Raw genomic sequence first — 23,230 nt, forward strand, 5'->3', positions numbered from 1 at the left:
CTTTGATTTTGGTTGCGTTCATTTTCTGATTTAACCAAAAGTCAGTCGCTGCCCAATACCTAAACCTAAAGCTAAATCTAAACCTCAAATCCTACTCTTAAAGGGGCATGAAACCTGTGCCTTGGTTGGGTTTCCTGTGTCCAGTTCCTTGTACCTCATTTCTTCTGGCAACGACAGCGCAGAGAGTGATGCAGGCGAGAGGCTTTAGTGGCGCATCCGCTCCAGCAATTTTTCTTTGTACTGGGTTGGTGTCTCTCGCCGCTGACGTTGAAACGCCTTGCTGAAACTTTGCACGTTCGAGTAGCCCAGTTTGGCTGCAATTTCTGCAATGGGGATATCTGCCTGCATATACTGTATAGCCTGATTACACAGTACATAGCTGGTAATTGACGTGAAGTTCCAGCCATATAGACGCAAACGTCGCTGAAATTGCTGAGGTGACAGCGAGAATTTTCCCGCCACGGTATCCAGCGACGGAAAACCGAAACAGCGCGAATAATTGATCATTTCATAGACCGTTTTTGCGGCATCGTGGGGCTGGGGCATATTGAGAAATTCATCCAGCTCCAGGTTAGACAGCATCATCGGGCGCTGGCTCTGATACAAATGCTGATTACTCTGCTCCAGCACAGAAACATACAGCCAGACTTTGGTTTTAGGGGCATTCCAGCGAATGTCGCAACCGAAAAATGCCCGCAGTGCTTTCTCACCACAGGGAGGACCAGAGATCTCGACATTGAGGGGTTGGTAATCATGACCCAGAAAGTCGCGCAGGGTATTGGTGAACATGATTGCAATGCGCAGGCTGTCATGCAGCCGTCCTCGTCCGTGCGAAAAATGGTTGTCGTAGCACCATTTGATGAACTTCCCGGACTGTTCGCCGTAAAACGTCGCTCCGGCCTGCAGACAGCTGGTACCGTAATTGATTCGGCGAAATGATAAGGCCAATTCCGGTGAGGATAAAAACCACTCGCCGAGTCGATCCATCTCCCTAAACGTCAAATCTTCAGCCAGCTTGACCATAAACGCTGGGTCACCGGTTTGTCTTTCCATGTTTTCTAACCAGCGATTGATATCGGAGAACGGAATTAACCGCATCGGTTCACGATACAGGACTTCTGGGATATCCAGTTGAGCCGGCGACAGACTGTAATGGCGGTTCAGTGCTTTCAGTAACGGCTGAAGAAAAATGGCCCGGGTAAAGGCAGCATTGAACAGGGGAGGGGACACAGACATGGTTTGAGTCTTCAGGGCTGATTGGCGTGGTTAGATTATTTCATAGATCTGCTTAATTTGAATGAATCTGTCCGTATTTATTACAGCCACCCACCTGATCTCACAAAATCACCTACATAAAAACAATGTATTACATCTGACTTTTTGGTTCAGAACAGGAGAAGAAATGAGTCTCGTCAGCATGCCATTTGTTGATACCGGGGTGGATACTGCCCTGCATATCGTGGCGGGCGTGGTACTGGTAGGTGCCATTGTTGCCGCTGCATACGGATTTTGGCGCATTCATGAATTACCTATTCAGAAAGCCCACAAAAAAGAGCATCGCCAGCTAGGGCTGATTACGGCCCTGACCTGGATTGGATTTATCTGGCACTGGGTGTGGGTGATGGCGGTGATCATTGCGTTTGTCGATGGTGAAGCGGCGCTGCGTCGGATCCGTGATATCTGGTTCGGTCGCGATGAAGAAGCGGCGGAGCACCCGGTAAAGAGTGATGCGTTGTCAGCAACGGCGGCACATGCACCACACCCTTCGCGTCAGGTGGCGGCGGGAGAAAACGTGTCGACGGAGGCTGATCATGCTTGAAGGATTAGCGGTATGGGCGCTGTTTATTTACCTGTTACGTATGGTCGGCATGCCATGGAACAAATACACCCAGTCATTCGCCTATCTTGGTGGTGGCGGTTGGCTGATTTTTGTCTGGATCGGACTGATTACGTTTGCGCCGATGGACATGTCTGGCGGGTCGGTTGTGCAGTCGCCGTTCATTCAGCTTCGACCAGCCTCCAAAGATATTCGTGGTCATGTGGACCAGATTCTGGTGAAGCCAAATGAGAAAGTGAAGCAAGGGCAGTTGATTTATACCCTAAATAGCGAACCGTACCAGATTGCGCTGAACAAGGCGGAAGCCAAACTGGCGTCGACAGCAGCGACCCTGTCGATTGCTCGTGAGGATGTCCGCATCGCCCATGAGAATAAACTGGCCGCTGAGAAAGACATCGAGATTGCGGAAAACCAGCTCATTGCGGCGAAAGAAGATTTGACGTGGAAACAGACGACGCTACAGCGTTATGTCGAGCAGAACCGTGTTGTGCAGCATACCATCACTGAAACTCAGCTAGATGAACAGCGCACGGCCGTTAATGTTGCCAAGGCTGAGCAGGTAACACTGGTCTCCAAAGTTGAGCAAGCGAAGCTGGCAGCGAACCGCGCGACGCTGGCTTGGGAGAAAGCCCAGCTGGAAGTCAGCAGTCGGGAAGCGGCTTTGGCAGAAAAGCACGAATTGGTCGCACAGGCTGAATGGAATCTGGACCATACCCGTATATATGCGCCCGCCGATGGTTATTTGACTAATTTCATCATGCGTGAAGGGCAATATGTTGGTGTGATTCCGCGTATTCAAATGTATACCAACGAAAAATACGTGTTGATGCGGGTAAATCATCAGGCGATTCGCAATGTGAAAGTGGGTCAGCGAGCTGAGTTTGCGTCTGCGGTGTATCCCGGCACTATTTTTAATGCGCAAGTGGAAGGCATTATCGAAGCAACCGGCGAGAGTCAGGGCAACCTGATTGGACGGGATGAATATGTGCGTATGACAACGGGTCAAAATGCTATGAACAAGCACCATTTTGTTCGTCTGAAGCTGGAAGAATCTGAGGGATATGACATTCCGGTCGGCTCTGCCGGTATCGCATGGATCAGTGCCGAAAAGCCTAACAGTTTTCTGCAGTTTCTGGATGTGCTGCGTGGCATCATCATTCGTATGAAATCTCAGATCTTCTATATCTGGTCCATGTAATCCTGAGGCAGTGGATAATAGACAAACGGATAAAGAGAAAATGTGAGAGAAGAAACCGAGTAGGACTTGGATAGGCGCACGCCTTAGCCGCAATCCCGGCTAAGGCCACAAGCGAAGCCAAGTCTGAACAACACTATTCAACGATTTCTACGTTCATGCTGACCGTAGTTTGCTGCAACCCTTGAGGCTGGGGTTGCAGCTTTTTTTTGTTTAATTCAGCAGGGCGGATCGGCTGAGCCACAAGCACGGGAGGACACACCCAAGTGAATACCAGATATCAGGCGGATTCCAGTTATCAGGTGGATTCAAGGTAAGAGCCGATGTAAAGACATCAGTCCTGACGTAACGTTTTGACCGTGGATATGGGGGTCGGGTAGCGCTTCACGACCCAGTAGGTCGACAGAATAAAGGTGGCCATAGTCGCAAACTGAATGAACAGCGCTGCCTGATTAGACAGCATGCCGGTCTCCATGGCGGCATAAGCGACCAGGAAGGAAAACTCACTGGCCTGACTGAGCCGGGCACTGAGTTCCTGATGCATACTGGGTTTCTCTTTGGCCAGCTGCAAGGCAACTTTAAATCCCCAAAATTTCACACCAACCAGAATAACCCCAAATGCCAGCCCCAGCAGGCTGTAGATATTGGCTTGCTGAATATCTATTCTGGCCCCGATGGCAAAGAAAAACAGGATAAGGAAAAACTCCCGCAGCGGTTTGAGGTGAACGGCAATAGCCTGTGATACCTGACTGACCGCAATGGACAGCCCCGCGATAAATGCGCCGCTTTCATAAGACAACCCCACCTGATGTGCCAGCTCTGACCAGAAAAAACACCAGGCTAAGGTGGTCACAAAGCTGTATTCCTGAATGACATCGAAACGCCGGAACAGGGGCAAAATCACAAATCTTACCCCCAGAAAAGCCATCACACACATCAGAGCAAACTCGCCCAGCATCATCAGGAAGCTCAATGCCATTGCCTCACCGCTTTCCATGTTGAGGAAAATAATGACGCTGATCGCCAGAATATCCTGTACCAGCAAAATACTGGTAATCACTTCCCCCATACGTTTGTGGTGCAGAGTGGTGGTCGGAATGAGCTTTAGTCCGATGACGGTACTGGAAAACATCAAGGCCGCGGCAATGATTGCTGAATCCAGTAGTGGCAGTCGGATCAGCAGGCAAAATCCGAGGGTCACGGCAAAAAAGAAAGCGCTGGTGCACAGAGTGATAATGGCGCTTTCATGAAACAGGCTGAGCAGCTTTTTGGGTTGCAGGTTCAGGCCGATCAAAAACAACAGCAGAATGACCCCTAGATTACCGAACTGAGTAATATTTTCGGCACTGGTGACCAGATTGAGCCCGTGTGGCCCTAGCAGCAGACCGGCCGCAATGTAGGCAAGAATGATGGGCTGGCAGGCATATAGAAACAGGGTGCCCAGCAGGGCTGCGCTGATAATGATCACGCAAAGCTCAAAAATCAGGGGAGCTAAGTCAAGGGACATACAGGCAGTACCACAGTCTTTCAGAGGGCAGTCTTTATTGTGGTTCAGAACCTCAGGGTGTGCTTAGGTGCCAGATTGCGTATCATGTCTGGGTTTCTGTATAACGCTGTATGTGCAGTTGCTGAAATAAAGTGCCGATGCAATGCGTCCATACCAGCAGACCAGAACCGCTTGAGACTGATAACTGACAGAAGACTTGGTTGCCCTGTGGGAGGGTTCAGGCACGTGTTTGATATTAGCCGTGCTTGTCAGATAAGGAGACTGGTTGTTTTTTAGAGCTATTGCTCTAGAATTGGCAGTTTCAATCCGTCTCTATCGCCAACGGTAAACGGCCAGGAATGGTTTATAGGTAAAAAAATGAAGAAGAAGCGAACAGTCTGGTGGCCGGGCTGTGCCTCATTATGGCTCTCGGTTGCCTGCGTAGCCTCACCGGTTTCTCAGGCCTCAACGGCCCAGATAGCAGTATCTGGTGCGTCGACCTCTCAGGGGACCGCGATGACAAGCCGCATCGAAAGCGGACATACACAGCAGACCATCAGTTTTTGGGATGCCTGGCAGAAAGTTATCAGCGAGAACGATGGCCTGGCCGCTGAGCGAGCAAATGTGGACCGGTATCGCCATATGCAGGATGCCGCCAGGGATCTCTACCTGCCGAAAGTCACCGCGTCGGCCAACTACACCCGACTGGATCAGGCCGTTGAAATTAAGCCATCGGATCTGGCTGCTAGTATGCCGGCTGGCGAGGCGATTCAGGGCATTGCCCAGATGCTGGGGATCAACCCGGCTAATATCGATCGCTTGTTTACTTCGCAACTGACAGACAGGGATGTGTTTACCAGTTCGATCCGAGCAGTTTGGCCGATTTTTACCGGTGGCCGAATTACCGCTGCGCAGGATATTGCCGAAGGACAGACGGTTGAAGCGAAATCCCTTTTGGCGATGAAGCAGCAAGCGACGTTTGAAGACCTGTCCAAGTTTTATTTTGGCGTCGTGATGTCAAAGCAGGTGCTTGATACTCGTATTGATGTAGAGAACGGCCTGAAAAAACATTGGGAGCATGCCCAAAAACTGGAGCAACAAGGACAGATCGCTCGTGTTGAACGTTTGCAGGCAGAGGCATCCTATGACAAAGCGCGGGTTGATCGCCAAAAAGCCCAACGGGATTTGGAAATTGCCCAGGCGGCATTGTCTCGGTTACTGAAATTCCCGGGTGCCTTGATGCCGTCTACGGCGCTGTTCATCAATCCGTCGCTGCCGCCGATGCACACTTTTATCGACAAGACGCTGGCAGACTACCCGGGTTTACAGATTCTTGACGCCAAACGCCGTCAGGCGCGGGGACTGATTGATGCGGAAAAAGGCAAGTACTACCCGGAAGTGTTCCTGTACGGCAATTACAGCCTGCATGAAGATGACACCTTGGCCGCGAAAACGGCACCTGACTGGGCGGTTGGCGTTGGAGTATCAATTCCGCTGGTGGATAACGGTGGTCGCTCCGGCAAAGTTAAAGCTGCGCACAGTGCCGTGACTCAGGTGAACTATCTGCGGGCCCAGGCTGAGCAGGATCTGTCGGTGCTGGTTGAAAAAACATACCGCGAAGCGATGCAGTCGCTGGAGGAATACCATGGTCTGGCGTCCAGCCTGTCTTTGGCACAGGAAAATCTCAACCTGCGTGAAAAAGCCTTTAGTCAGGGTCTGTCGACATCACTGGATGTGGTCGACGCAGAGTTATACCTTGCCGGTATCCGAACCCAGCGTTCGGCGGCAGCCTATCAGTATGTAATGTCACTGACCAAGTTGTTGGCGGTCAGCAGCGATATCAATCAATTCAGTCAATATCAGCAATACCAGGGGATTAAGGTTCAGTCATGAGTAAGTTGAAAACATTGGCCGCGGTTATACCGGCTGCGGCATTGGTCGGATGGCTGGGTTACTCCTTCTGGCAGGCTTATCAGCCGTTTCCCGTCCGTTTGCAGGGGCAAGTTGAAGCCCAGCAGTACAATATCTCATCCAAAGTGCCGGGACGTATTGAACATGTTCTGGTGCGTAAGGGGGATACGGTTGCGAAGGGTGATCTGATTTTTACTCTGCTGAGCCCGGAGCTGGACGCCAAGCTGGAGCAAGCCCGTGCCGGTGAAGAAGCCGCGGGCGCGCTGGCACAGCAGGCAGAAAACGGTGCGCGTTCTCAGGAAATCGCAGCAGCGAAAGATCAATGGCAAAAAGCTAAAGCCGCCGCCGGATTGATGGAAAAAACCTATCGTCGGGTCGACAACCTGTACAAAGACGGTGTGATGGCCGAGCAAAAACGGGATGAAGCCTTTACCCAGTGGCAGGCGGCGCTTTATACCGAACGCGCCGCTTATCAGATGTATGCTATGGCTACTGAAGGGGCACGGGAAGAAACCCGTCGTGCCGCGCAGGAAAAAGCCCGCATGGCCGCTGGCGCAGTGGCGGAAGTGGAAGCTTACGCGGCGGATACCCAGATCACCAGTTGGTACAACGGTGAGGTTACCCAAGTTTTGTTGCATGAAGGAGAGCTGGCACCGCAGGGTTTCCCGGTAGTTAGCGTGGTTGACATGCAGGATGCGTGGGCTGTGTTCCATGTCAAAGAAGATCAACTGAGCAAGTTTACCCTCGGGGCAGAGTTTAATGCGGTGATTCCGGCGCTGGGTGATAAAGCCCATGCGTTCAAGGTTAGCCATGTGGCGGCCATGGGGGATTTCGCTACCTGGCGTACCACCGATCCGGCGCAGGGTTTTGACATGCGTACGTTTGAGGTGGAAGCGCGCCCGATGAGGCCGATTGATCATCTCCGTGTCGGGATGAGTGTAATTATCGAGTAATGACAATGGCACATTCCGATTTATCCGTTACGCCACCGACATGGTGCAGACGACAGGCACTGAAACAGGAATGGCAGCTGATCCGGCGTGATGGTTGGCTTTTCGCGATGGTGAGCTGGGTACCGGTGCTGGTGTTCCTCCTGCTGTGGGGCGTATTTTCTGCCGGGATCGCCAGAGATTTACCGATCGGGGTGGTTGATGGCGACCACAGCCGTCTGTCGCGCCAGTTGATCCGTGATTATGACGCCAGCCCGACGCTCAGTGTGACCAGATCGTTCACGTCGGTTGAAGAGGGGGGCGCGGCACTGCGGGGTGGTGATATTTATGCGCTGGTGGTCGTACCGCGGGATCTGGAAAAAGAGACGCTGACCGGCAAAGCGCCCACGGTTACGGTGTTTTACAACAGCCAGTTTATTCTGATTGGCAAACTGGTGAACTCGGCGGTGCTGCAGGCGCAAGGAACACTGAACGCCAAAGTGGAAGCCTTGCAGCATATGGCATCGGGAGCTACGGTTCCGTTACAGGCGCTGGGGCAGGCCGTGCCGGTGCAAAGTCAGATTACGCCGCTTTATAACAGCAATAGCCATTACGGCCAGTTTCTGGTGGCGGCTGCAATTCCTGCCGCATGGCAGATTGCGATAGTGATCACCACCATCATGGCCCTCGCCGCAGAACAGCGTGGACGGGGGATAAGCTCATGGCTGGAAAGTTATCCGGTTCGCTGCCTGTTGGCGAAATTGTTGCCCTATACCTTGATATTCACGTTGCATGGTGCGCTGTTCCTTTGGGGGTTGTACGGCGTACTGGACTGGCCGATGCACGGTCACTGGGGCGTTCTTTTGTTGGCGCAATGCCTGACGGTTATTGCCTGTCAGGGCATTGCCAGCCTGCTTTTTCTGATGACCTTGGATGCCACCAAAGCAATGAGTCTGGCGGCGGGGTTTACCGCGCCGGCCTTTGCGTTTGTTGGGGTGACGTTTCCGGCGACTGATATGCCGGGGTTTGCTCAGTTCTGGCGTGCGATGCTGCCAGTATCGCACTATCTCGATATACAGTTACATCAGGTTAACCATGGACAGAGCTGGTCACTGGCCATGCCGCAGTTGTTGGTGTTGGCCGTCTTTTCGGTGACGCTGTGCCTGGCCGCCTGGCGGGTGACTCACCTGGCGAAGCCGAACAACCCCACGCTGCCTGGTGTCAGTGACATTAATCGCGTCAATGACATCGGCGCAAGCCAGAGCGAACAGGAGGGGAGTCAATGAGCTGGCGTACCTTGTTTAAGTTTGAGTTGCGCGCCATTTTTACCAATCCGTCCATTCTGTTTACGGTTTTTGGTGGCGTCCTGATTTACTCTTTTCTGTATCCGATGCCTTATGCCAATCAGCTGCCGCGGGAGCAGGCAATTGTGGTCGTCAACCAGGATAAAACCCCGCTCAGCCGTGAACTGGAACGCATGGTGGATGCCACGCCGCAAGTAACCATTGCCGTCAGGGCAGAGTCTCTGGCTGAGGTCCGGCAACGCATCAATGCCGGGCAAGCTGAAGGCTTGTTGGTGATCCCGCCGAATTTTTACCGGGATTTGTTGCTGGGGAAAAGCCCGACACTGGTTTACGCCGGTGATGCGGCTTATTTTCTGGTGTATGGCACGGTGGTGGAAGGGTTAGCTTCTGCCGGAGGCACACTGGCCGCCAAAGCCAAGGTCAGCCGTATGGTCATGTCCGGTGAAAACCTGACTCTGGCTGCCCAGCAATTTACCCCGATAAAGCTCAATGCCCAGCCGGTTTTTAATCCGGGGATGGGGTATGTCAATTATGTGGTGCCGGCCGTTTTTGTATTGATTCTGCACCAGACATTGCTGATTGCGGTCGCCTTGCTTGGAGGCGGGCAGAATGAGTATCGTCTGGCCGGAAAAACCGGCTACTGGCTGCAGTATCCGGCCTGGCAAGTGGTGGTGGTTCGGGGAATCTGCTTTTCGCTGATTTATCTGCCGCTGGTCATGTACTATTTCGGCTTCAGTTTCAGCTATTACCACATCAGCCGACTGGCCAATATCCGGGATTTGCTGGCGGTTACACTGCCGTTTTTACTGGCCGTGATTTTCCTGGGAATGATTCTGGGACAGCTTATTCCGCGCCGGGAACTGGCCACGGTTGTCGTACTGCTCAGTTCGTTACCGTTAGTTTTTTCGGCAGGTTTTATCTGGCCGCCGGAAGCGATACCGGCACCGATAACGGCGCTGGCACAGTTGATTCCGTCGACACCTGCGATTAATGCTTTTCTGCGTCTGAATCAGATGGGGGCGGATTTCCATCAGGTCGTTGGCTGGTGGACGCAGTTGTGGTTACAGGTGGCGGTTTATGGGGGCATCGCAGCAGCAATGATGTTGTCTGTTAAACGTCAGCGGAAGCAACAGGTGCGGGCGGCAGGGAGCACTCAGCATAAAAGCGAAAACAGCCATTAAGCAGCATTCTGTATTCCTGTCAATAAAAGAGCGATAGGGTTTCCCCTATCGCTCTTTGTCTTATCAGGGCATCAGCCCTATGAGAGGACGCTTCTCATTGACGTTGTTTTTGAATCAGAAGAAACCCAATGCGTTGTCGCTGTAGCTGACCAGCATGTTTTTGGTCTGCTGGTAATGATCAAGCATCATTTTGTGGGTTTCACGGCCAACACCAGACTTCTTGTATCCGCCAAAGGCTGCGTGTGCCGGGTAGTGGTGATAGCAGTTTGTCCATACACGACCGGCCTGAATTGCACGGCCCATGCGGTACGCCAGGTTCATGTCGCGGGTCCAGACCCCGGCACCCAGACCAAACTCAGTATCGTTCGCAATGGCGATGGCTTCCGCTTCGTCTTTGAACGTGGTGACTGCCACAACCGGACCAAAAATCTCTTCCTGGAAAACACGCATCTTGTTGGTGCCTTTCAGCAATGTTGGCTGGATGTAGAAGCCGCTACCCGGCAGACTTGATGTTTGATCGATACCGCCACCGATCAGCACCTGTGCGCCTTCTTCTTTACCGATTTCCAGGTAAGACAGGATTTTGTTGTACTGCAGCTTTGAAGTCTGCGCACCTACCATGGTCTCGGTATCCAGTGGGTTGCCGCGTTTGATTTCCTGGATACGAGTAATGATACGAGCGATGAATACGTCGTAAATGTCTTCCTGAATCAGCAGGCGCGACGGACAGGTACAGACTTCACCCTGGTTGAAGAAGGCCAGTACGGCACCTTCAACACACTTGTTGATGTAGGCTTCGTCCTGATTCATGACATCAGAGAAATAGATGTTCGGTGACTTACCGCCCAGCTCAACGGTCGACGGAATGATGTTTTCCGCGGCACATTTCAGGATGTGGGAGCCGGTAGGCGTCGAACCGGTAAAGGCAATTTTTGCAATACGTGTGCTGGTTGCCAGCGCTTCACCGGCTTCGGCACCAAAGCCGTTAACCACATTCAGTACGCCCGGTGGCAGCAGGTCGCCAATGACTTCAACCAGTTTAAGGATAGAAACCGGAGTCTGCTCGGCAGGCTTTAGGATCACACAGTTACCTGTGACCAGTGCCGGCGCCAGTTTCCATGCTGCCATCAGCAGTGGGAAGTTCCAGGGGATGATCTGACCGACAACTCCCAGCGGCTCATGGAAGTGATAGGCCACGGTGTTTTCATCGATCTCACCAATCGAGCCTTCTTGGGCACGGATACAACCGGCATAGTAACGGAAATGATCGACGCAAAGCGGCAGGTCGGCAGCCAGAGTTTCACGCACGGCTTTACCGTTATCCCAGGTTTCTGCCACAGCCAGCATTTCAAGATTAGCTTCAATGCGATCAGCAATTTTCAGCAGGATATTGGAGCGGTCTGCGACCGAGGTTTTGCCCCATGCATCTTTTGCATTGTGAGCAGCATCCAGCGCCATTTCGATATCTTTGGCGCAAGAGCGAGGAATTTCACAGATAACTTCGCCATTTACCGGGCTGATGTTCTCAAAATAGGTGCCTTCAATCGGGGCAACCCATTCACCATTGATGTAGTTTCCGTAGCGGGATTTAAACTCAACAATACTGCCTTCTTGTCCAGGGCATGGGTAAATCATATTGTCTTGCTCCTTGTTTCGTTATTATCTGAGAGTGTGGACTGTTGCTGGAGTCACACTGTCGTTGGTAAGCAAGGTTAATTTAGTGTTAAAAGTGTGTGCTTTCTTTCATCAGAGTACAGACTAATTGACTGTGGGTGCATATTTCACCATGATATGAACTCAAACAAATTAACAACTGGTTAACAATGCATGGCAAATATCTCTGTCGCAGTACCCAAAAAACTGGTTGAAAACCGCGTGGCCGTTACCGGAGAGCACTCTCAGGTCTGTATGTACGATACTTATCTGCCGGAGGATGCCGTTGGATTTTCGGTCAGCGAGCTGACACTTTGCGCCATGATTACTGGCACCAAAATCATGCATCATGTTAATGACCAGAAGTTGTTTCGTCCGGGTGAGTCATATGTGCTGGCGGCGGGGGAGTCGGTGAATATTGATTTTCCGGAAGCCAGGCTGGATCAGCCGACTAAGTGCCTGACGATCGAAATTTCCCGTGAGAAAGTGCGTCAGGTGGCGAATCAGTTGTGCCTTGCTGACAGTACGTATGAACAAAGTAGTGATATGCTGCCGATGGCCTGGCATACGCCCAATGCTCCCCAGACTCAGGCGCTGATTCATAAACTCAGCCATGTGTTCGAAGAACACAGTCGAGATCGGATGCTGGTGGCAGACTTAGCCATTACTGAACTGGTGTTGCGTCTGCTGCGCCAGAACACTTGTCATTTTGTGTTGCAGCACAGCCAGGATGAGCCGGATTCGCACGGTCTGAATGCCGCACTGCATTTGGTGCGTAAGAACGTCACCAGCGACCTTGATATCGATATGCTCTGTAAAGCGGCCTGTATGAGCCGCACCAACTTGTATCAGAAGTTCAAGCTACTGCTGAACTGTACTCCGGCGGAATTTATTATCAACACGAAGCTTGAGGCTGCAGCCCGGCTACTCAACGCCGGTGGCAATATTACCGAAGTCAGCTATACCTTGGGATTCCGGCACCCAAGTCATTTTACCCGTCGGTTTAAGCAAAAATTTGGGTTGAGCCCGCGGCAGTACATCGGCCAGTCGGCGGCTAACCACTAATTTAAGATGCATTGAAAAAGGCGCTGTTTTCACAGCGCCTTTTTTGATCGTTGTGGTTCTGCCTGTCACCTTGCTAGCCAAAAGCCAAAAGCCAAAAGCCAAAAAACAGCTAGAGCCTCAATGTGAGCTTATTTTTCCGGCGTAGGCTCGATATACGCCTTGGTGCCCCACAATGGCACGGTAGACAGGCTGTGCTTAAAGCTGCCCGAGGTTTCTTTTGTCGAGTACGACAAGTACATCAGCGTCTGGTTCTGTGGATCGTAAATACGGCGAATTTTCATCGACTTGAAGAAAATGCTTTTGGATTTCTTAAAAACAACGTCGCCGGATTTGGATTTGTCGATTCGGGCAATCATTTCCGGCGTAATGTCACCGGTTTGTCGACATGAAATGGAGCTGTCACTCGGGTCAGCCAGGCTCAGGTCGGCTTCAACACTGGCGATGTGGCATGTTACCCCAGGGACTTCCGGGTCGACCAGCATGTTGAGTTTAATGTCTTTCAAGGTAAACATACCCAGGCTGACGTCGCCCACTTCATCATCGGAACAGCCAGCCAACAACGCTGCTGCGGCCAGCAGAGCGGCAAGAAAGCGTTTTGATTTCATTGTCTTTTTCTCCGTTATTTTTGCTGATGATAGCAGCTATCCGGGGCATCCCCTAATTTCATATCCTGCCGGAGCAGGATGTCGCTTTCATTAAACCGTCTTTTTTCTCTCACTGTTCTGCCGTAAAAGTGACACAGATCAGTCATGTCGAACTCTCATAATTTTTCCCACAACAGGTTAGGTTTTGCAGGAAACATTATGGACATAGCGAGCCCTTTTCGATTGCCAAGGAAAACCCCGTTTGGAATGGGAGAGCATGTTGCTGAGTGGGCAACAGGCCTGAAAACACTGAATAAGTTCTATGCCAACCGTCCCGCAGGTGGGGATGTGTCGGCGTTCTTGCGCTTTACCCTGGATGTGCTTGGCATTCAGTATCAGGTTCAGCAAGGTAATATTCAGCATATTCCACAAAGCGGCCCGACGGTAGTGGTGGCAAATCATCCGCTCGGGTGTGTCGAAGGCGTGATACTGGCAGAGATTCTGCGAGCGGTCCGCCATGACGTAAAAATTCTGGCTAACCAGTATCTGAAAACGGTGCCGGAGTTGGATGAGCTGTTTATCGGTGTGGACGTATTCGAAGGGGAAAAAGCGATCAAGGCTAATATCCGCGCCCTGCGGGAAGCCAATCGCCATCTGGCGGAAGGTGGATTGTTGCTGATGTTTCCTGCCGGTGAAGTGTCCGGTTATGACAAGGCGACCCGGCAGATTACAGATAAAACCTGGAGCCATTCGGTCAGCCGTCTGATTTGTAAAAATAAGGCCGTAACGGTGCCGGTGTACATTGATGGTCGTAACAGTCACCGTTTTTACATGGCGGGGCGAATTCACCCATTGCTGCGTACTCTGATGCTGGGGCGTGAGTTGCTCAACAAACGTGACCGGCAGATTAATCTGGCGATTGGGGAGAATATTGGGTACGGCGAAATAAAAGGGCTGGAAGAACGTCAACTGGTGAATTATCTGCGCCTGAATACTTATTTGCTGGGGTGCCAGCTTAAAAAAGCCAATCTTCGAGCAGAGATTATATTAGACGCGGGCGAGCAGGAACCGGTTGTTGCACCTATGTCTGTCTCGGATCTCGAAAACGATATCAAACAGTTAACGGCCAGTGAGCACTTGCTCTCTTCCGGTGCGTTTGAGGTATATTGCGCCACCGCAGATCGGATCCCAGCGGTAATGGCCGAACTTGGACGGCTGCGGGAAATTAACTTCCGGGCTGTTGGTGAAGGTACCGGAAAAGCGACGGATATTGACGAGTTTGATGCTGCCTATCATCACCTGTTTGTCTGGGATTCTGAAGCAAAATGCCTGGTTGGAGCATACCGCTTGGGGCTGGTGGATCAAATTTTCGCCAAGCAGGGAATCAACGGGCTCTACTCCCGTACACTGTTCCGATACGATGAGCGATTTATTCGCCAGATGGGGCAGTCTATTGAGCTGGGGCGTTCGGTGATTGCCAGTGACTACCAGAAAAGCCTGAGTGCGCTGATGCTGTTGTGGAAAGGGATTGCCACGTTTGTTTCCCGTCACCCGGGTTACACTCATCTGTTCGGGCCGGTAAGTATCAGCAACGACTACAGCCCGGAAGCGCGTCATCTCCTGGCTGACAGTATGGCGTTTCACCACTATGACACGGCCAATGCCAAACTGGTGGCGCCGAGCAACCCTTTGGACAAAGGTGCTGATACATTTTGGCAACCGGACATGCTGGCGGCTCTGGCAGATATCCAACTGCTGTCACGGGTGATTGGACGCTTGGACGGCGGAAAAGGAGTGCCGGTGTTGTTGCGGCAATATCTGGGACTGAACGGAAAACTGGTGTGCTTCAACGTTGACCCTGATTTTAATGATGCCCTGGACGGCCTGATTGTCGTGGACTTACGTAATGTGCCTGCTAAAACGCTGGGTCGTTACATGGGGAAAGACGAGGCGGATGCCTACCTGCTTAGTCATCAGGCCTGAAGACGGAGCCTGGTATCAAAGCCGGATCGATGATTTGGCTGTGCAGGTATGGAAGAGGGTATTAACGGAACGCGGCAGCTGATAAGGCTGCCGCGTTTTTCGTGGTCAGTTAATCCGCAGAACGGTTTTCACCGCGACGGCTGAGCTGCCATAAGTTTTCGGCTTGAGAGCCAATGACCCAGAAGCTGAGTGCCAAAATGGCAAAAAACAAGGTCTTGTGCATGGCATCCCAGAAGTACTCGAAGTAGCGGGTATAAAGGTTAATCAGTAAGAAGGTGATCCCAAAGCCCCGCGCCAGTTTATCTTCCTGACGAATGCCAAAGACCAGCAGCGCGACGCAAACCACTCCCGACAGGAAAGCCCATGGCAGCATACGCAGCTGAGAAACCTGTGACCACTCGGCTGCATTTTCGTAATTACCGAAGATAGACACCAGCCACAGTGCCGACAACAGGTACAACAGGCCCACAAAGCGTGTTGGTTCGTACAGAGTCACATACTGAGATAAGCGGCCCAGCCACTTTGAACCACCGAGTACGATAAGGGCTATCACAATCATCCAGCAAGGCAGGTTCAGTCCAAGAAAGTAGCCACCGGGTTCAGCCAGAAGGCTGATGAGTTCCAGCCCCCAGGCAGCGAACCCCAGCAAAGCAAACATCCAGATCAACATACTGCTGAGGCGTAGAGCCAGTGCTGCATACAGTACTGTCAGAATGAGCAGGAACCAGACTATATGGAGTGATTCCAAGAGCGAGGTTTCGCGCAGAAAGCCCACAGACACGGCGCTGAGTAATACGCCAAAAAAGTAAATTGCCTCATTACTGATGGCTTTGTCCGGAAAACGCTGGCGGCGCTGAAATCCAAGGCGGAATGCCAGAGCCGCCAGTATTGCGCTGATGACAGCGAGTACGCTGGCAGGGGTATCAATAATTTTGGCCAGCAGCTCCATGAGATAGTCATCAGCCAGTAAAACGGCGATGGAAATAATAAAGCAGGTAATGGCAATCCAGAATGAGTAGACAGCCAGCAGTTTCCAGTCAAAGCCGACAACTTCGTAACTTTGTCGTAATTCACTGGCTTGGTCGGCCTGAATCATCCCTTCGGATTCCCAGTGGGTGAGGGCATGATTGACCGCTTTTGCCTGTCGTTTGGTTAGTTTCATGGTGGTCAGTTTTCCAAAAGCAGCACGCAGCCAAAATGGCTGCGTGTCTGAATAAGAATGAAAAATTAGGACGTTACTGCGTCGCCTTTTCCTCAACAACATTTTCCGGCATGAATGTCAGGATATGCTGTTCTGAAGTGAGCGTAAGAATATTGTTTTCCAGCGCAGCGTTATTCCAGCTTTGCAGGGATTTGGTCATGACGGATTCCACTTTTGCCTGGTCTTCCTGAATGCAGGCCATTTTGGTAGACCCCATCCCCGTCAGGCGAAACTTATTCCCTTCTTTCACTTCAGCCTGACCAAAAAAGCGGTTACAGCCACTGAATCCGGAGACTTTCAAGTTGGCATCAATCGACATGCCCGGTACGGTTCGGGGTTCAGTAATTGTAATTGCTTTACCGTCTACTTTGGTGAGCACCCAGCTTTGTTGCAGTTTTTGTTCCGAAAATCCCTGTTTCATTTCAGTGTCGCAGCCCATCACTAAGAAAGGAACGACGCTGAAAGGGATGAGCCATTTTTTCATATACATCACCTTAGACGGATTTGTCCGTACAGTCAGACATTTGACGGTCGGCGGTTTTGTATAATAGTAGCACTTTGTCGTTCGAATCAGAATCTTAACTATTAGGCTGGGAGTTAACTTTGTTGGCTTCGGAACACGCTGATTTCACCTGGTTTGGAACGAGTGTCACTTTCTTGACTGTGTGCTTGCAGGGCCTTCTGTGCATCGCAATAACTGCCGTGTCTGGCATAAGCATCCCGGCTGGCATCAATTGCCCGTTCAGCATGACGGCGAACCTCTGGATCAGCATGGCGATCACTAAACAGTATCTGCTGTTGACCAAGCAGAGCCTCCACGGACTCGAGGCATATTTTTTCATTATCAGGTAGCACGTTGTTGCCCTGATTCAGGGGAGAGCCTGATGCAGCAAAACTGGTCGTAAGCAGCAAGACAATCATGGAGCGAAGAGAAACCATATGAATACCGGCATTTCCAATTCAAGCGGGGGATTATAGGTGACAGTATTACTAGGCGACAATGTGCATAGATCAATTAAACGTGGCGATGGAGTAAAAAGCCAGCCGTCGAGGGGTGGCATTACTTGAACGTTGATTCGAAGCCAAAGCTGTTAAATGGATCTATGAATCGGAGTCAGGATTAAAGCAAAGGCAGTTTCTCAAGGCATTTTCGGCACAGACAAAGACCAGGTGCAATACCAGATGTATCTCGCTTGGTTAGCTCGAAACACCAACAGGTACTTTTTCCGGCACTGATGTCGCAGTACGCAGGCTCACCACACTGGCTGCAGTGGTGGGTTGAGCAGCTGCCCTGAATTTCGTCAATACGCTGTTCTTGCTGTTCGTCACCCATTTCACGCCAGGCCGTTAGTTCACTCATGGTACGGTGGCATCCGCTACAGATACCTTCATTATTTTTGCATTTAGCGACACAAGGGGTTTTCACAATTTACTCTGCGATACAGTACGACAACGAAGCCGTACAGTACCACAGAGCCTTTTGGCTGTCTTTATGCAAGCCTGATAACTCTTCAGTGACGATATTGGGCTAGCTGTTTCCCTCTCGCTTGCGCCAGATGGTCATTTCCGACACCGTATGCTGAAATTTCCGTTTGGTTTCGCGAATCACGAACGGGATTTCTTTTACCGCAATCAGCTCGAAGTGTGGGATCAGCGTTTCAGTCAGGCCATCCAGCGTCGTAAAGTTCTCCCCATGAACTTTGAATCCGCCCAGCCATTTTTCTTTTGGCGTGTACTCACTTAGCCAGGTGTAAGGTGAAACGATGACCAGATAACCGCCATCATTGATTCGCTGGTGGATGGTAGATAAAAACTGTTTCGGATCTCCCAACCGGTCAACCAGATTGGAAGCATAGACAAGGTCATATCCGGTGAATTGTGGTTTGAGGTTACAGGCATCGCCCTGCACAAAATTGATCTTATCGGCGATGGATGTGTACCCCAGATCCTCAAGGGTGACGCTTTTGAACTCGACCAGTTCCCCTTCTGTTTTGATAGTGTAGCGTTTTTCGCCCTGCTCGGTGAGGGAGTAAGCCTGCTGAATAAAACGGGCAGAGAAATCAATAGCATCGACGTGTTTAAAGGTCCGGGCTAATTCAAAGGACGCGCGTCCGACGGAGCAGCCGATGTCCAGAGCCCTGGCGGTATGGCTTAGCTGAATTTCCTGTAAGCATTGCTTCACGCCGTTAACGCAGAAATTAGGCACTGAAAAATACTCGGCACCGTAATGGAATTCCAGATATTGGGAAATCAGCTCATCAGTTTCATAAATGTTGAGCGAGGCCATCGTTTCTGGTGCCTGACGGGACTCTACGTAGCGGAAACCGGCGTGCTGGTAAAAGTGGCGGCGGAAGGCGTAGCGTGACCATTTGATGGACTCATTGCCGGTTGAAATCCACGAGCCGCCTTTGATCAGATTATGCTGGCCGTCAAAGGTGGGGGTGGAGAAATCGTCGTAGAGCGGATGGACTTGAAAGCCGGGGAATCCATCAATACAGGTTTCTGTCCATTGCCACACATTGCCGACTATGTCGCAAAAGCCCTCATGTTCGAAGCGGTCAACCGGGCAGGAAGAGGCAAAGTAGCTCAACTCAATGTTACCCGGCGGCTCATCCCAGTCAGGTGAATCAGTTTCAATATTGTGGCGCAATAAATACCATTCCGCTTCTGTCAGTAACCGGATATTGCGTTGAGTTTGCTCTGCTTTCCAGTTACAGAACGCTTTGGCCTCCAGTTGGTTGACTTCCACCGGCCAGTTCAATGGCAACGGGATTTCTTCGGTGAGGTTGCGTTGCAGCCATTGGCCGTCCTGATAGCGCCAAAAACGCGGCATGGTGGCTTTGGTGTAGGCGAGCCACGCTTTTCCTTCTTCGTTCCAGAATCGCGTATGGCGGTAGCCTTCTGCATTAACAAACTCCAGATATTCCTGATTAGACACCAAATACTTAGAGGCTTTGAAATCTTCAACATGGAAACTTTGCTGGCCATATTCATTGTCCCAGCCGTAGGTTGGTTCGTCATCCGATTTACCAAGGCTGATGTGACCGCCTGATACCGACAGTAAACAGTTGCTCGGAGCCCTGCCAGTGGCGTCACAAGGGGACCACTCAGGGTGGGGTGTGACCTCAGACAACGGCAGCTGACGAATAATAACGGATGAGGTTTCCAGATGAATTCTTTCATGCTCAATACCCATCAGTATTACCCACGCCGGGCAATGCGGGGTAATCGGTAGTTGTAAGGGCATAGTATCAATGAGCTGGTTGATCAGGACGTTGACTTGTTGTCGGTAGTGCCTTACGGCGTCGACTGTCGGCCAGTCATAATTAGTCTCATCAAGGTCGTCCCATGACATTTCATCTACGCCGATAGCGAACATGGATTCGAAATGTTCGTTAACACGCTCATCGATCAGTTTGGCGAGTTTGAGTTTGTTGATGTAAAACGTGGCGGTGTGGCCAAAGTAAAAGATGAGGGGATGGCGTAATGGTTCTGCTTTGATGAAGTACGCCTGATCGTTATTCATAACATCAAACAGAGATTCATAGAGTTGCCAGGTTTGATTGAAGGCGTTTTTAATGGCGTGCCGTTTGGCGTTGGGATCCTGGCCCGTCAGGGGCACTGTTCGTGTTGCATACTGTCGGTTAGATTCCATGTTGTTCTACTTCCTTCTCATTCGAACCCTGAACTTTAAAGATAGACAGAGTTTATAGGGTTAACCAATAAGGTTTTGTTTCATCTATGAAAATGGGTGATGACAACCGCTTTTTGTTTATACGCACTTAAGCTTGCTACCGATGACTTCTGCCATACTTTAATTAGGTTCTGGATAGGTGACAGTAATGAACAGGTGAGCGAAACTGCGTTGAGGTGTGCCGTGAGCAATCATAGCTGGCCGCCAGAACAAGCAACTAACAGCCGCAGGCAATAAGGCATCACTGATATGAGGGGCAAATGGCAAATCGGACTATCGACAGGGGGCGTCGTGTCAGGAGAGGGCGTGTTCCGACCTGGTTGCTGGTTGGATTTGGGTTGTTACTCAATATTATATCCGCGCTACTGACCAATTTTTATATTGATGATGCGACTCGGCAGGCGAATGGATTGATTCAGCAACAGCAAACTCATGAAAAGCTTATTACTCTTATCTGGACGCAGATCGAAACAGTAGAAAGAAAACGAGAATTGGTATTGGCTTTGGTTACGGCCAGTGAGTTGGCCGGACAACCTTTACCGTCTGAAGTACAACAGCAACTGACACATACGCTCACTTACTGGTTGTCCGACTTGCCCGCCGAGCTGACAACCGCCCACGTCCCAGAGCTGATGGCCGCTCTGAATGAGTATCAGGACAGCCAGCGAGAAAGAATTGACCAACTGTATCTGAATAACCTGGAACTGACTGCGGAGTACGGGGAGCAAATGGCGTCAATATCACGGATGCGAAATTTGGCGTTGTTTCTGCAAATGCTGGGGTTGGCATTTGTCCTTGCACGCGATTTGAGTCGCCGTAGTGAACGTTAAACCGTTGAAACATAAGAAAGGCCCTCGTAGAGGGCCTGACTAACTAATTCATACTATTTATTATTGGTCGAATGGAAAGCAAAGCGTGAAGACTGTTTACCGTCTTCAGTTGTTGCTTTGTACTTCACTGAACGAGAGCTTTGTAGTGATAATGGAATGAATACCCTACCGTTCTCATCAGTTTTGTACATTTTACGTTGTTGAGGGACGTTTGCGACGCTCACACTGGCATTGGCAGCAGGTTGACCATTTTCTGTCACTGTTACCCATGCACCATTTTGAGTATCCGCTACACGAATATCCGCCATCGCAGATGATGACATTATCAGTACAGCACTAGCAGTAATTACTTTTAAGCTAGACATAATCTTCACCTCATTATCAGTGGCTTGCTCATTGTTGTATCTGCATATAGTTATGAGTGCATACAGTCCACAATCACATTATAAGACCTGCCATCGAATAATTTATTTCAACAAGATTATCATTATTTGCTTAATCTAATACTAATCAAACGCTTATATAACAATTTACAGTTTTTTCGATTGATAACATCGCTTAATAACAAATTGTATAACGTCATTTGATATCAAGAAGATCACTTATAAGCAGATCTTTCTCTATCACAGTATAGCTATATGTCACTAATAGAAGTGGCACAATTCGTAGTGATATTGATTAAGTAATTAATAAAAAAGGGAAATAAGATTATAATAAATTCAAATAAAGTAGAGAATAATTACACTGAAACGTGATTTAGCGGATTTTGTTATCCAAGTTGGCCTATTCTGTTCATGAATTTATAAAATAATGCATATCAGAGTAGCCCAATTTGCCTTCTTATTATGAAACTGACGTTGTCTGGCCGCTGTTATTTCATTCCTATATGGGGCATGTTGCATTGATAACCTGCATTACGAGCAATCAACTCTCAATAACCTCGTTTCTATGAGTCAGGCTCATCTATTGTTAAGGACTATAGGGCTCAGGGCTATATGGTTCAGGGCTATATGGTTTATGGCTATATCCCTCCGGGCCTCAACAGGCGCTGTACTTCATTTGACGTTGTTCATGAATGGGCTGGCCGCGTTCGCTTAGAACGATGTGTTTGAGCAGTGAAGGTCAACAGGTTGCTTGGTACAGCACTGAGCGGTCGACATTAGAACGTTAAGGGTCAGAGATAAGCGGTGAATTTAACTCACCGCTTCCGTTTCCGGGCACTTTTTTTCGTAATATTCCACATCTTCTGTGATCATGTTGACCCGGACAGCGTCAGGTTTAGTCATCACATGGGCCATCCCAATTTTTTTCATCACCTTGCCCGGATTTTGCTCGCGGCTAAAGTGCTGCCCGTAAATCGTATGGAGCTTTAAGCGTTTAAAGCCAAATTCGCTGATTCGTTCGGCTGCCTCGGTGCAATACCCATTGCCCCAGTAGGGAACGCCAATCCAATAGCCGAGCTGAGCTTTTCCGTCACAGATATTGCGCAAGCCAATACAGCCCACTAATTCCAGGGTGCTTTTTAGTGTGATGGCATAAATTGCTGACTGCCCGTTGTTCCATTCCGCCAGTAACTTTCCAATCCACTGACCTGCCATACCATCGGCGTATGGATGAGGAATATTGATCGTACCATTGGCGATACGTTCATCACCGGCCAGTTTTTGTACCTTATTTGCATCCGAAAGCTGAAACGGGCGCAAAATCAGGCGGGAAGTTGTCAGTAACGGTTGTTGCATCATCAAAATCCTCATCCAGTATCGAACCGTTCTGTAGTAAATCGTTAACGGAGGCGCTTGACCAGTGCCTAGATCAAAATAACGGATGAATATGAAAGATTTGGTACATAAATATGATGCAATAAAGTCAGGGCACGGGAACAGCTACTCTTTATTCCATGTCGTTTCACTGTATTCAGCTACGTTGTTTAATGCTTTTTTTAATTTAACTTCAAACAGATAGCGTAGGATCCAGCCTGTACCCATAAATTTGGGAGAAAACTTAATACGGTAATGGATCAGACTTTGGTCTGCGTTCAGACTGGTGAATTTTATCCAGCCGCCGTGTTCATTAACCGGGACGCCCTGGATGATTTTATAGTGTAAGTGCTCATTTTCCTTGTAATCAATAATCTGTTCCTGAATGGTGAAAGGTCCGCTATCGACTTCTCTGACAGCGCCGATCCCGTTCTGTTCGGGTTTTCCGGCTTTGATCAGACGATACTTGCCATCGAAGAAACGCCCCAGATTTTGATGATCAGAAAGGAGCTGAAACAGGAGTTTCTTCGGCGCTTTTGCGGTTTGTTCAAGTGTTATAGTGTGAATACCCATAGCAACCACCTCTGGCAAACCATCATGCCATCATATCATTGATCACA

General features: G+C 50.1%; 21 protein-coding genes. 9 read left to right on the forward strand and 12 right to left on the reverse strand.

What is annotated here, in order from left to right:
• Window positions 1–204: 204 nt before the first annotated feature.
• Window positions 205–1,236, reverse strand: a complete 1,032-nt coding sequence (locus tag PGW97_RS17180; RefSeq protein WP_273860233.1) for an AraC family transcriptional regulator — start codon at window positions 1,234–1,236, stop codon at window positions 205–207.
• Window positions 1,237–1,402: 166 nt separating this feature from the next.
• On the opposite strand from PGW97_RS17180, the gene PGW97_RS17185 reads away from it, so the two are divergent.
• Together PGW97_RS17185 and PGW97_RS17190 are read left to right on the forward strand one after the other, a co-directional pair.
• Window positions 1,403–1,819: an MFS transporter gene (locus PGW97_RS17185; RefSeq protein ID WP_273860234.1), complete on the forward strand. Its 417-nt coding sequence runs from the start codon at window positions 1,403–1,405 to the stop codon at window positions 1,817–1,819.
• On the forward strand, window positions 1,812–3,035 hold the full coding sequence (locus PGW97_RS17190) for an HlyD family secretion protein (protein WP_273860235.1): 1,224 nt from the start codon (window positions 1,812–1,814) through the stop codon (window positions 3,033–3,035). The genes PGW97_RS17185 and PGW97_RS17190 overlap by 8 nt, the downstream gene beginning before the upstream one ends.
• Window positions 3,036–3,366: 331 nt before the next feature.
• Here the strand turns inward: PGW97_RS17190 and PGW97_RS17195 are convergent, their stop codons facing one another.
• Window positions 3,367–4,539 (reverse strand): cation:proton antiporter, encoded by a 1,173-nt coding sequence (locus tag PGW97_RS17195; RefSeq protein ID WP_047887711.1) that lies wholly within the window; start codon window positions 4,537–4,539, stop codon window positions 3,367–3,369.
• A gap of 495 nt (window positions 4,540–5,034) precedes the next feature.
• Between PGW97_RS17195 and PGW97_RS17200 the strand changes: the two genes are divergently transcribed.
• Genes PGW97_RS17200 through PGW97_RS17215 form a run of 4 tightly spaced genes read left to right on the forward strand, consistent with a single transcriptional unit; the run spans window position 5,035 to window position 9,843 of the window.
• The gene (locus PGW97_RS17200) at window positions 5,035–6,411 is read left to right on the forward strand and encodes a TolC family protein (RefSeq protein WP_273860665.1); all 1,377 of its coding nucleotides are present in this window, start codon (window positions 5,035–5,037) and stop codon (window positions 6,409–6,411) included.
• On the forward strand, window positions 6,408–7,382 hold the full coding sequence (locus PGW97_RS17205; protein WP_273860236.1) for an HlyD family secretion protein: 975 nt from the start codon (window positions 6,408–6,410) through the stop codon (window positions 7,380–7,382). The genes PGW97_RS17200 and PGW97_RS17205 overlap by 4 nt, the downstream gene beginning before the upstream one ends.
• Before the next feature lie 5 nt (window positions 7,383–7,387).
• Complete coding sequence (locus PGW97_RS17210) at window positions 7,388–8,644, forward strand: ABC transporter permease (protein WP_273860237.1); 1,257 nt, start codon at window positions 7,388–7,390, stop codon at window positions 8,642–8,644.
• Window positions 8,641–9,843 (forward strand): ABC transporter permease, encoded by a 1,203-nt coding sequence (locus PGW97_RS17215; RefSeq protein ID WP_273860238.1) that lies wholly within the window; start codon window positions 8,641–8,643, stop codon window positions 9,841–9,843. The genes PGW97_RS17210 and PGW97_RS17215 overlap by 4 nt, the downstream gene beginning before the upstream one ends.
• A gap of 114 nt (window positions 9,844–9,957) precedes the next feature.
• Here the strand turns inward: PGW97_RS17215 and exaC are convergent, their stop codons facing one another.
• Window positions 9,958–11,478: an acetaldehyde dehydrogenase ExaC gene (exaC, locus tag PGW97_RS17220; RefSeq protein ID WP_273860239.1), complete on the reverse strand. Its 1,521-nt coding sequence runs from the start codon at window positions 11,476–11,478 to the stop codon at window positions 9,958–9,960.
• 192 nt (window positions 11,479–11,670) lie between these two features.
• Here exaC and PGW97_RS17225 point away from each other — a divergent pair, with 192 nt between their 5' ends.
• Window positions 11,671–12,561, forward strand: a complete 891-nt coding sequence (locus tag PGW97_RS17225; RefSeq protein WP_047887715.1) for an AraC family transcriptional regulator — start codon at window positions 11,671–11,673, stop codon at window positions 12,559–12,561.
• A gap of 128 nt (window positions 12,562–12,689) precedes the next feature.
• On the opposite strand, the gene PGW97_RS17230 is transcribed toward PGW97_RS17225, so the two are convergent.
• Window positions 12,690–13,166 carry a CreA family protein gene (locus PGW97_RS17230; protein WP_047887716.1) on the reverse strand — a complete coding sequence of 159 codons (477 nt, stop codon included), beginning with the start codon at window positions 13,164–13,166 and terminating at the stop codon, window positions 12,690–12,692.
• Window positions 13,167–13,364: 198 nt separating this feature from the next.
• Here PGW97_RS17230 and PGW97_RS17235 point away from each other — a divergent pair, with 198 nt between their 5' ends.
• Complete coding sequence (locus PGW97_RS17235) at window positions 13,365–15,128, forward strand: lysophospholipid acyltransferase family protein (protein WP_273860240.1); 1,764 nt, start codon at window positions 13,365–13,367, stop codon at window positions 15,126–15,128.
• Between the two features lie 109 nt (window positions 15,129–15,237).
• Here PGW97_RS17235 and PGW97_RS17240 read toward each other — a convergent pair whose 3' ends face one another.
• From PGW97_RS17240 to ovoA, 5 genes are all read right to left on the reverse strand, one after another.
• On the reverse strand, window positions 15,238–16,290 hold the full coding sequence (locus tag PGW97_RS17240) for a hypothetical protein (RefSeq protein ID WP_047887718.1): 1,053 nt from the start codon (window positions 16,288–16,290) through the stop codon (window positions 15,238–15,240).
• A gap of 73 nt (window positions 16,291–16,363) precedes the next feature.
• Window positions 16,364–16,813 carry an META domain-containing protein gene (locus PGW97_RS17245; protein WP_047887719.1) on the reverse strand — a complete coding sequence of 150 codons (450 nt, stop codon included), beginning with the start codon at window positions 16,811–16,813 and terminating at the stop codon, window positions 16,364–16,366.
• A gap of 113 nt (window positions 16,814–16,926) precedes the next feature.
• Complete coding sequence (locus tag PGW97_RS17250) at window positions 16,927–17,268, reverse strand: hypothetical protein (protein ID WP_273860241.1); 342 nt, start codon at window positions 17,266–17,268, stop codon at window positions 16,927–16,929.
• Window positions 17,269–17,449: 181 nt separating this feature from the next.
• Window positions 17,450–17,755 carry a DUF1289 domain-containing protein gene (locus PGW97_RS17255; RefSeq protein ID WP_273860242.1) on the reverse strand — a complete coding sequence of 102 codons (306 nt, stop codon included), beginning with the start codon at window positions 17,753–17,755 and terminating at the stop codon, window positions 17,450–17,452.
• A 102-nt stretch (window positions 17,756–17,857) separates the two neighbouring features.
• On the reverse strand, window positions 17,858–19,984 hold the full coding sequence (ovoA, locus tag PGW97_RS17260) for a 5-histidylcysteine sulfoxide synthase (protein WP_273860243.1): 2,127 nt from the start codon (window positions 19,982–19,984) through the stop codon (window positions 17,858–17,860).
• Window positions 19,985–20,283: 299 nt separating this feature from the next.
• Here ovoA and PGW97_RS17265 point away from each other — a divergent pair, with 299 nt between their 5' ends.
• Window positions 20,284–20,853, forward strand: a complete 570-nt coding sequence (locus PGW97_RS17265; RefSeq protein ID WP_273860244.1) for a hypothetical protein — start codon at window positions 20,284–20,286, stop codon at window positions 20,851–20,853.
• Window positions 20,854–20,906: 53 nt separating this feature from the next.
• Here the strand turns inward: PGW97_RS17265 and PGW97_RS17270 are convergent, their stop codons facing one another.
• The 3 genes from PGW97_RS17270 to PGW97_RS17280 all read right to left on the reverse strand — a co-directional run bounded on the left by PGW97_RS17270 (window position 20,907) and on the right by PGW97_RS17280 (window position 23,183).
• Entirely contained in the window at window positions 20,907–21,218 is a 312-nt protein-coding gene (locus PGW97_RS17270; protein WP_047887723.1) for a hypothetical protein, read from the reverse strand.
• A gap of 828 nt (window positions 21,219–22,046) precedes the next feature.
• The gene (locus PGW97_RS17275; RefSeq protein ID WP_242551945.1) at window positions 22,047–22,592 is read right to left on the reverse strand and encodes a GNAT family N-acetyltransferase; all 546 of its coding nucleotides are present in this window, start codon (window positions 22,590–22,592) and stop codon (window positions 22,047–22,049) included.
• Between the two features lie 144 nt (window positions 22,593–22,736).
• Window positions 22,737–23,183, reverse strand: coding sequence for an SRPBCC family protein (locus PGW97_RS17280; protein ID WP_217392844.1), 447 nt, complete (start codon window positions 23,181–23,183; stop codon window positions 22,737–22,739).
• Window positions 23,184–23,230: the final 47 nt, after the last annotated feature.

Origin of the sequence: Photobacterium sp. GSS17, assembly GCF_028621875.1 — a bacterium.
Taxonomy (GTDB): Bacteria; Pseudomonadota; Gammaproteobacteria; order Enterobacterales; family Vibrionaceae; genus Photobacterium; species Photobacterium ganghwense.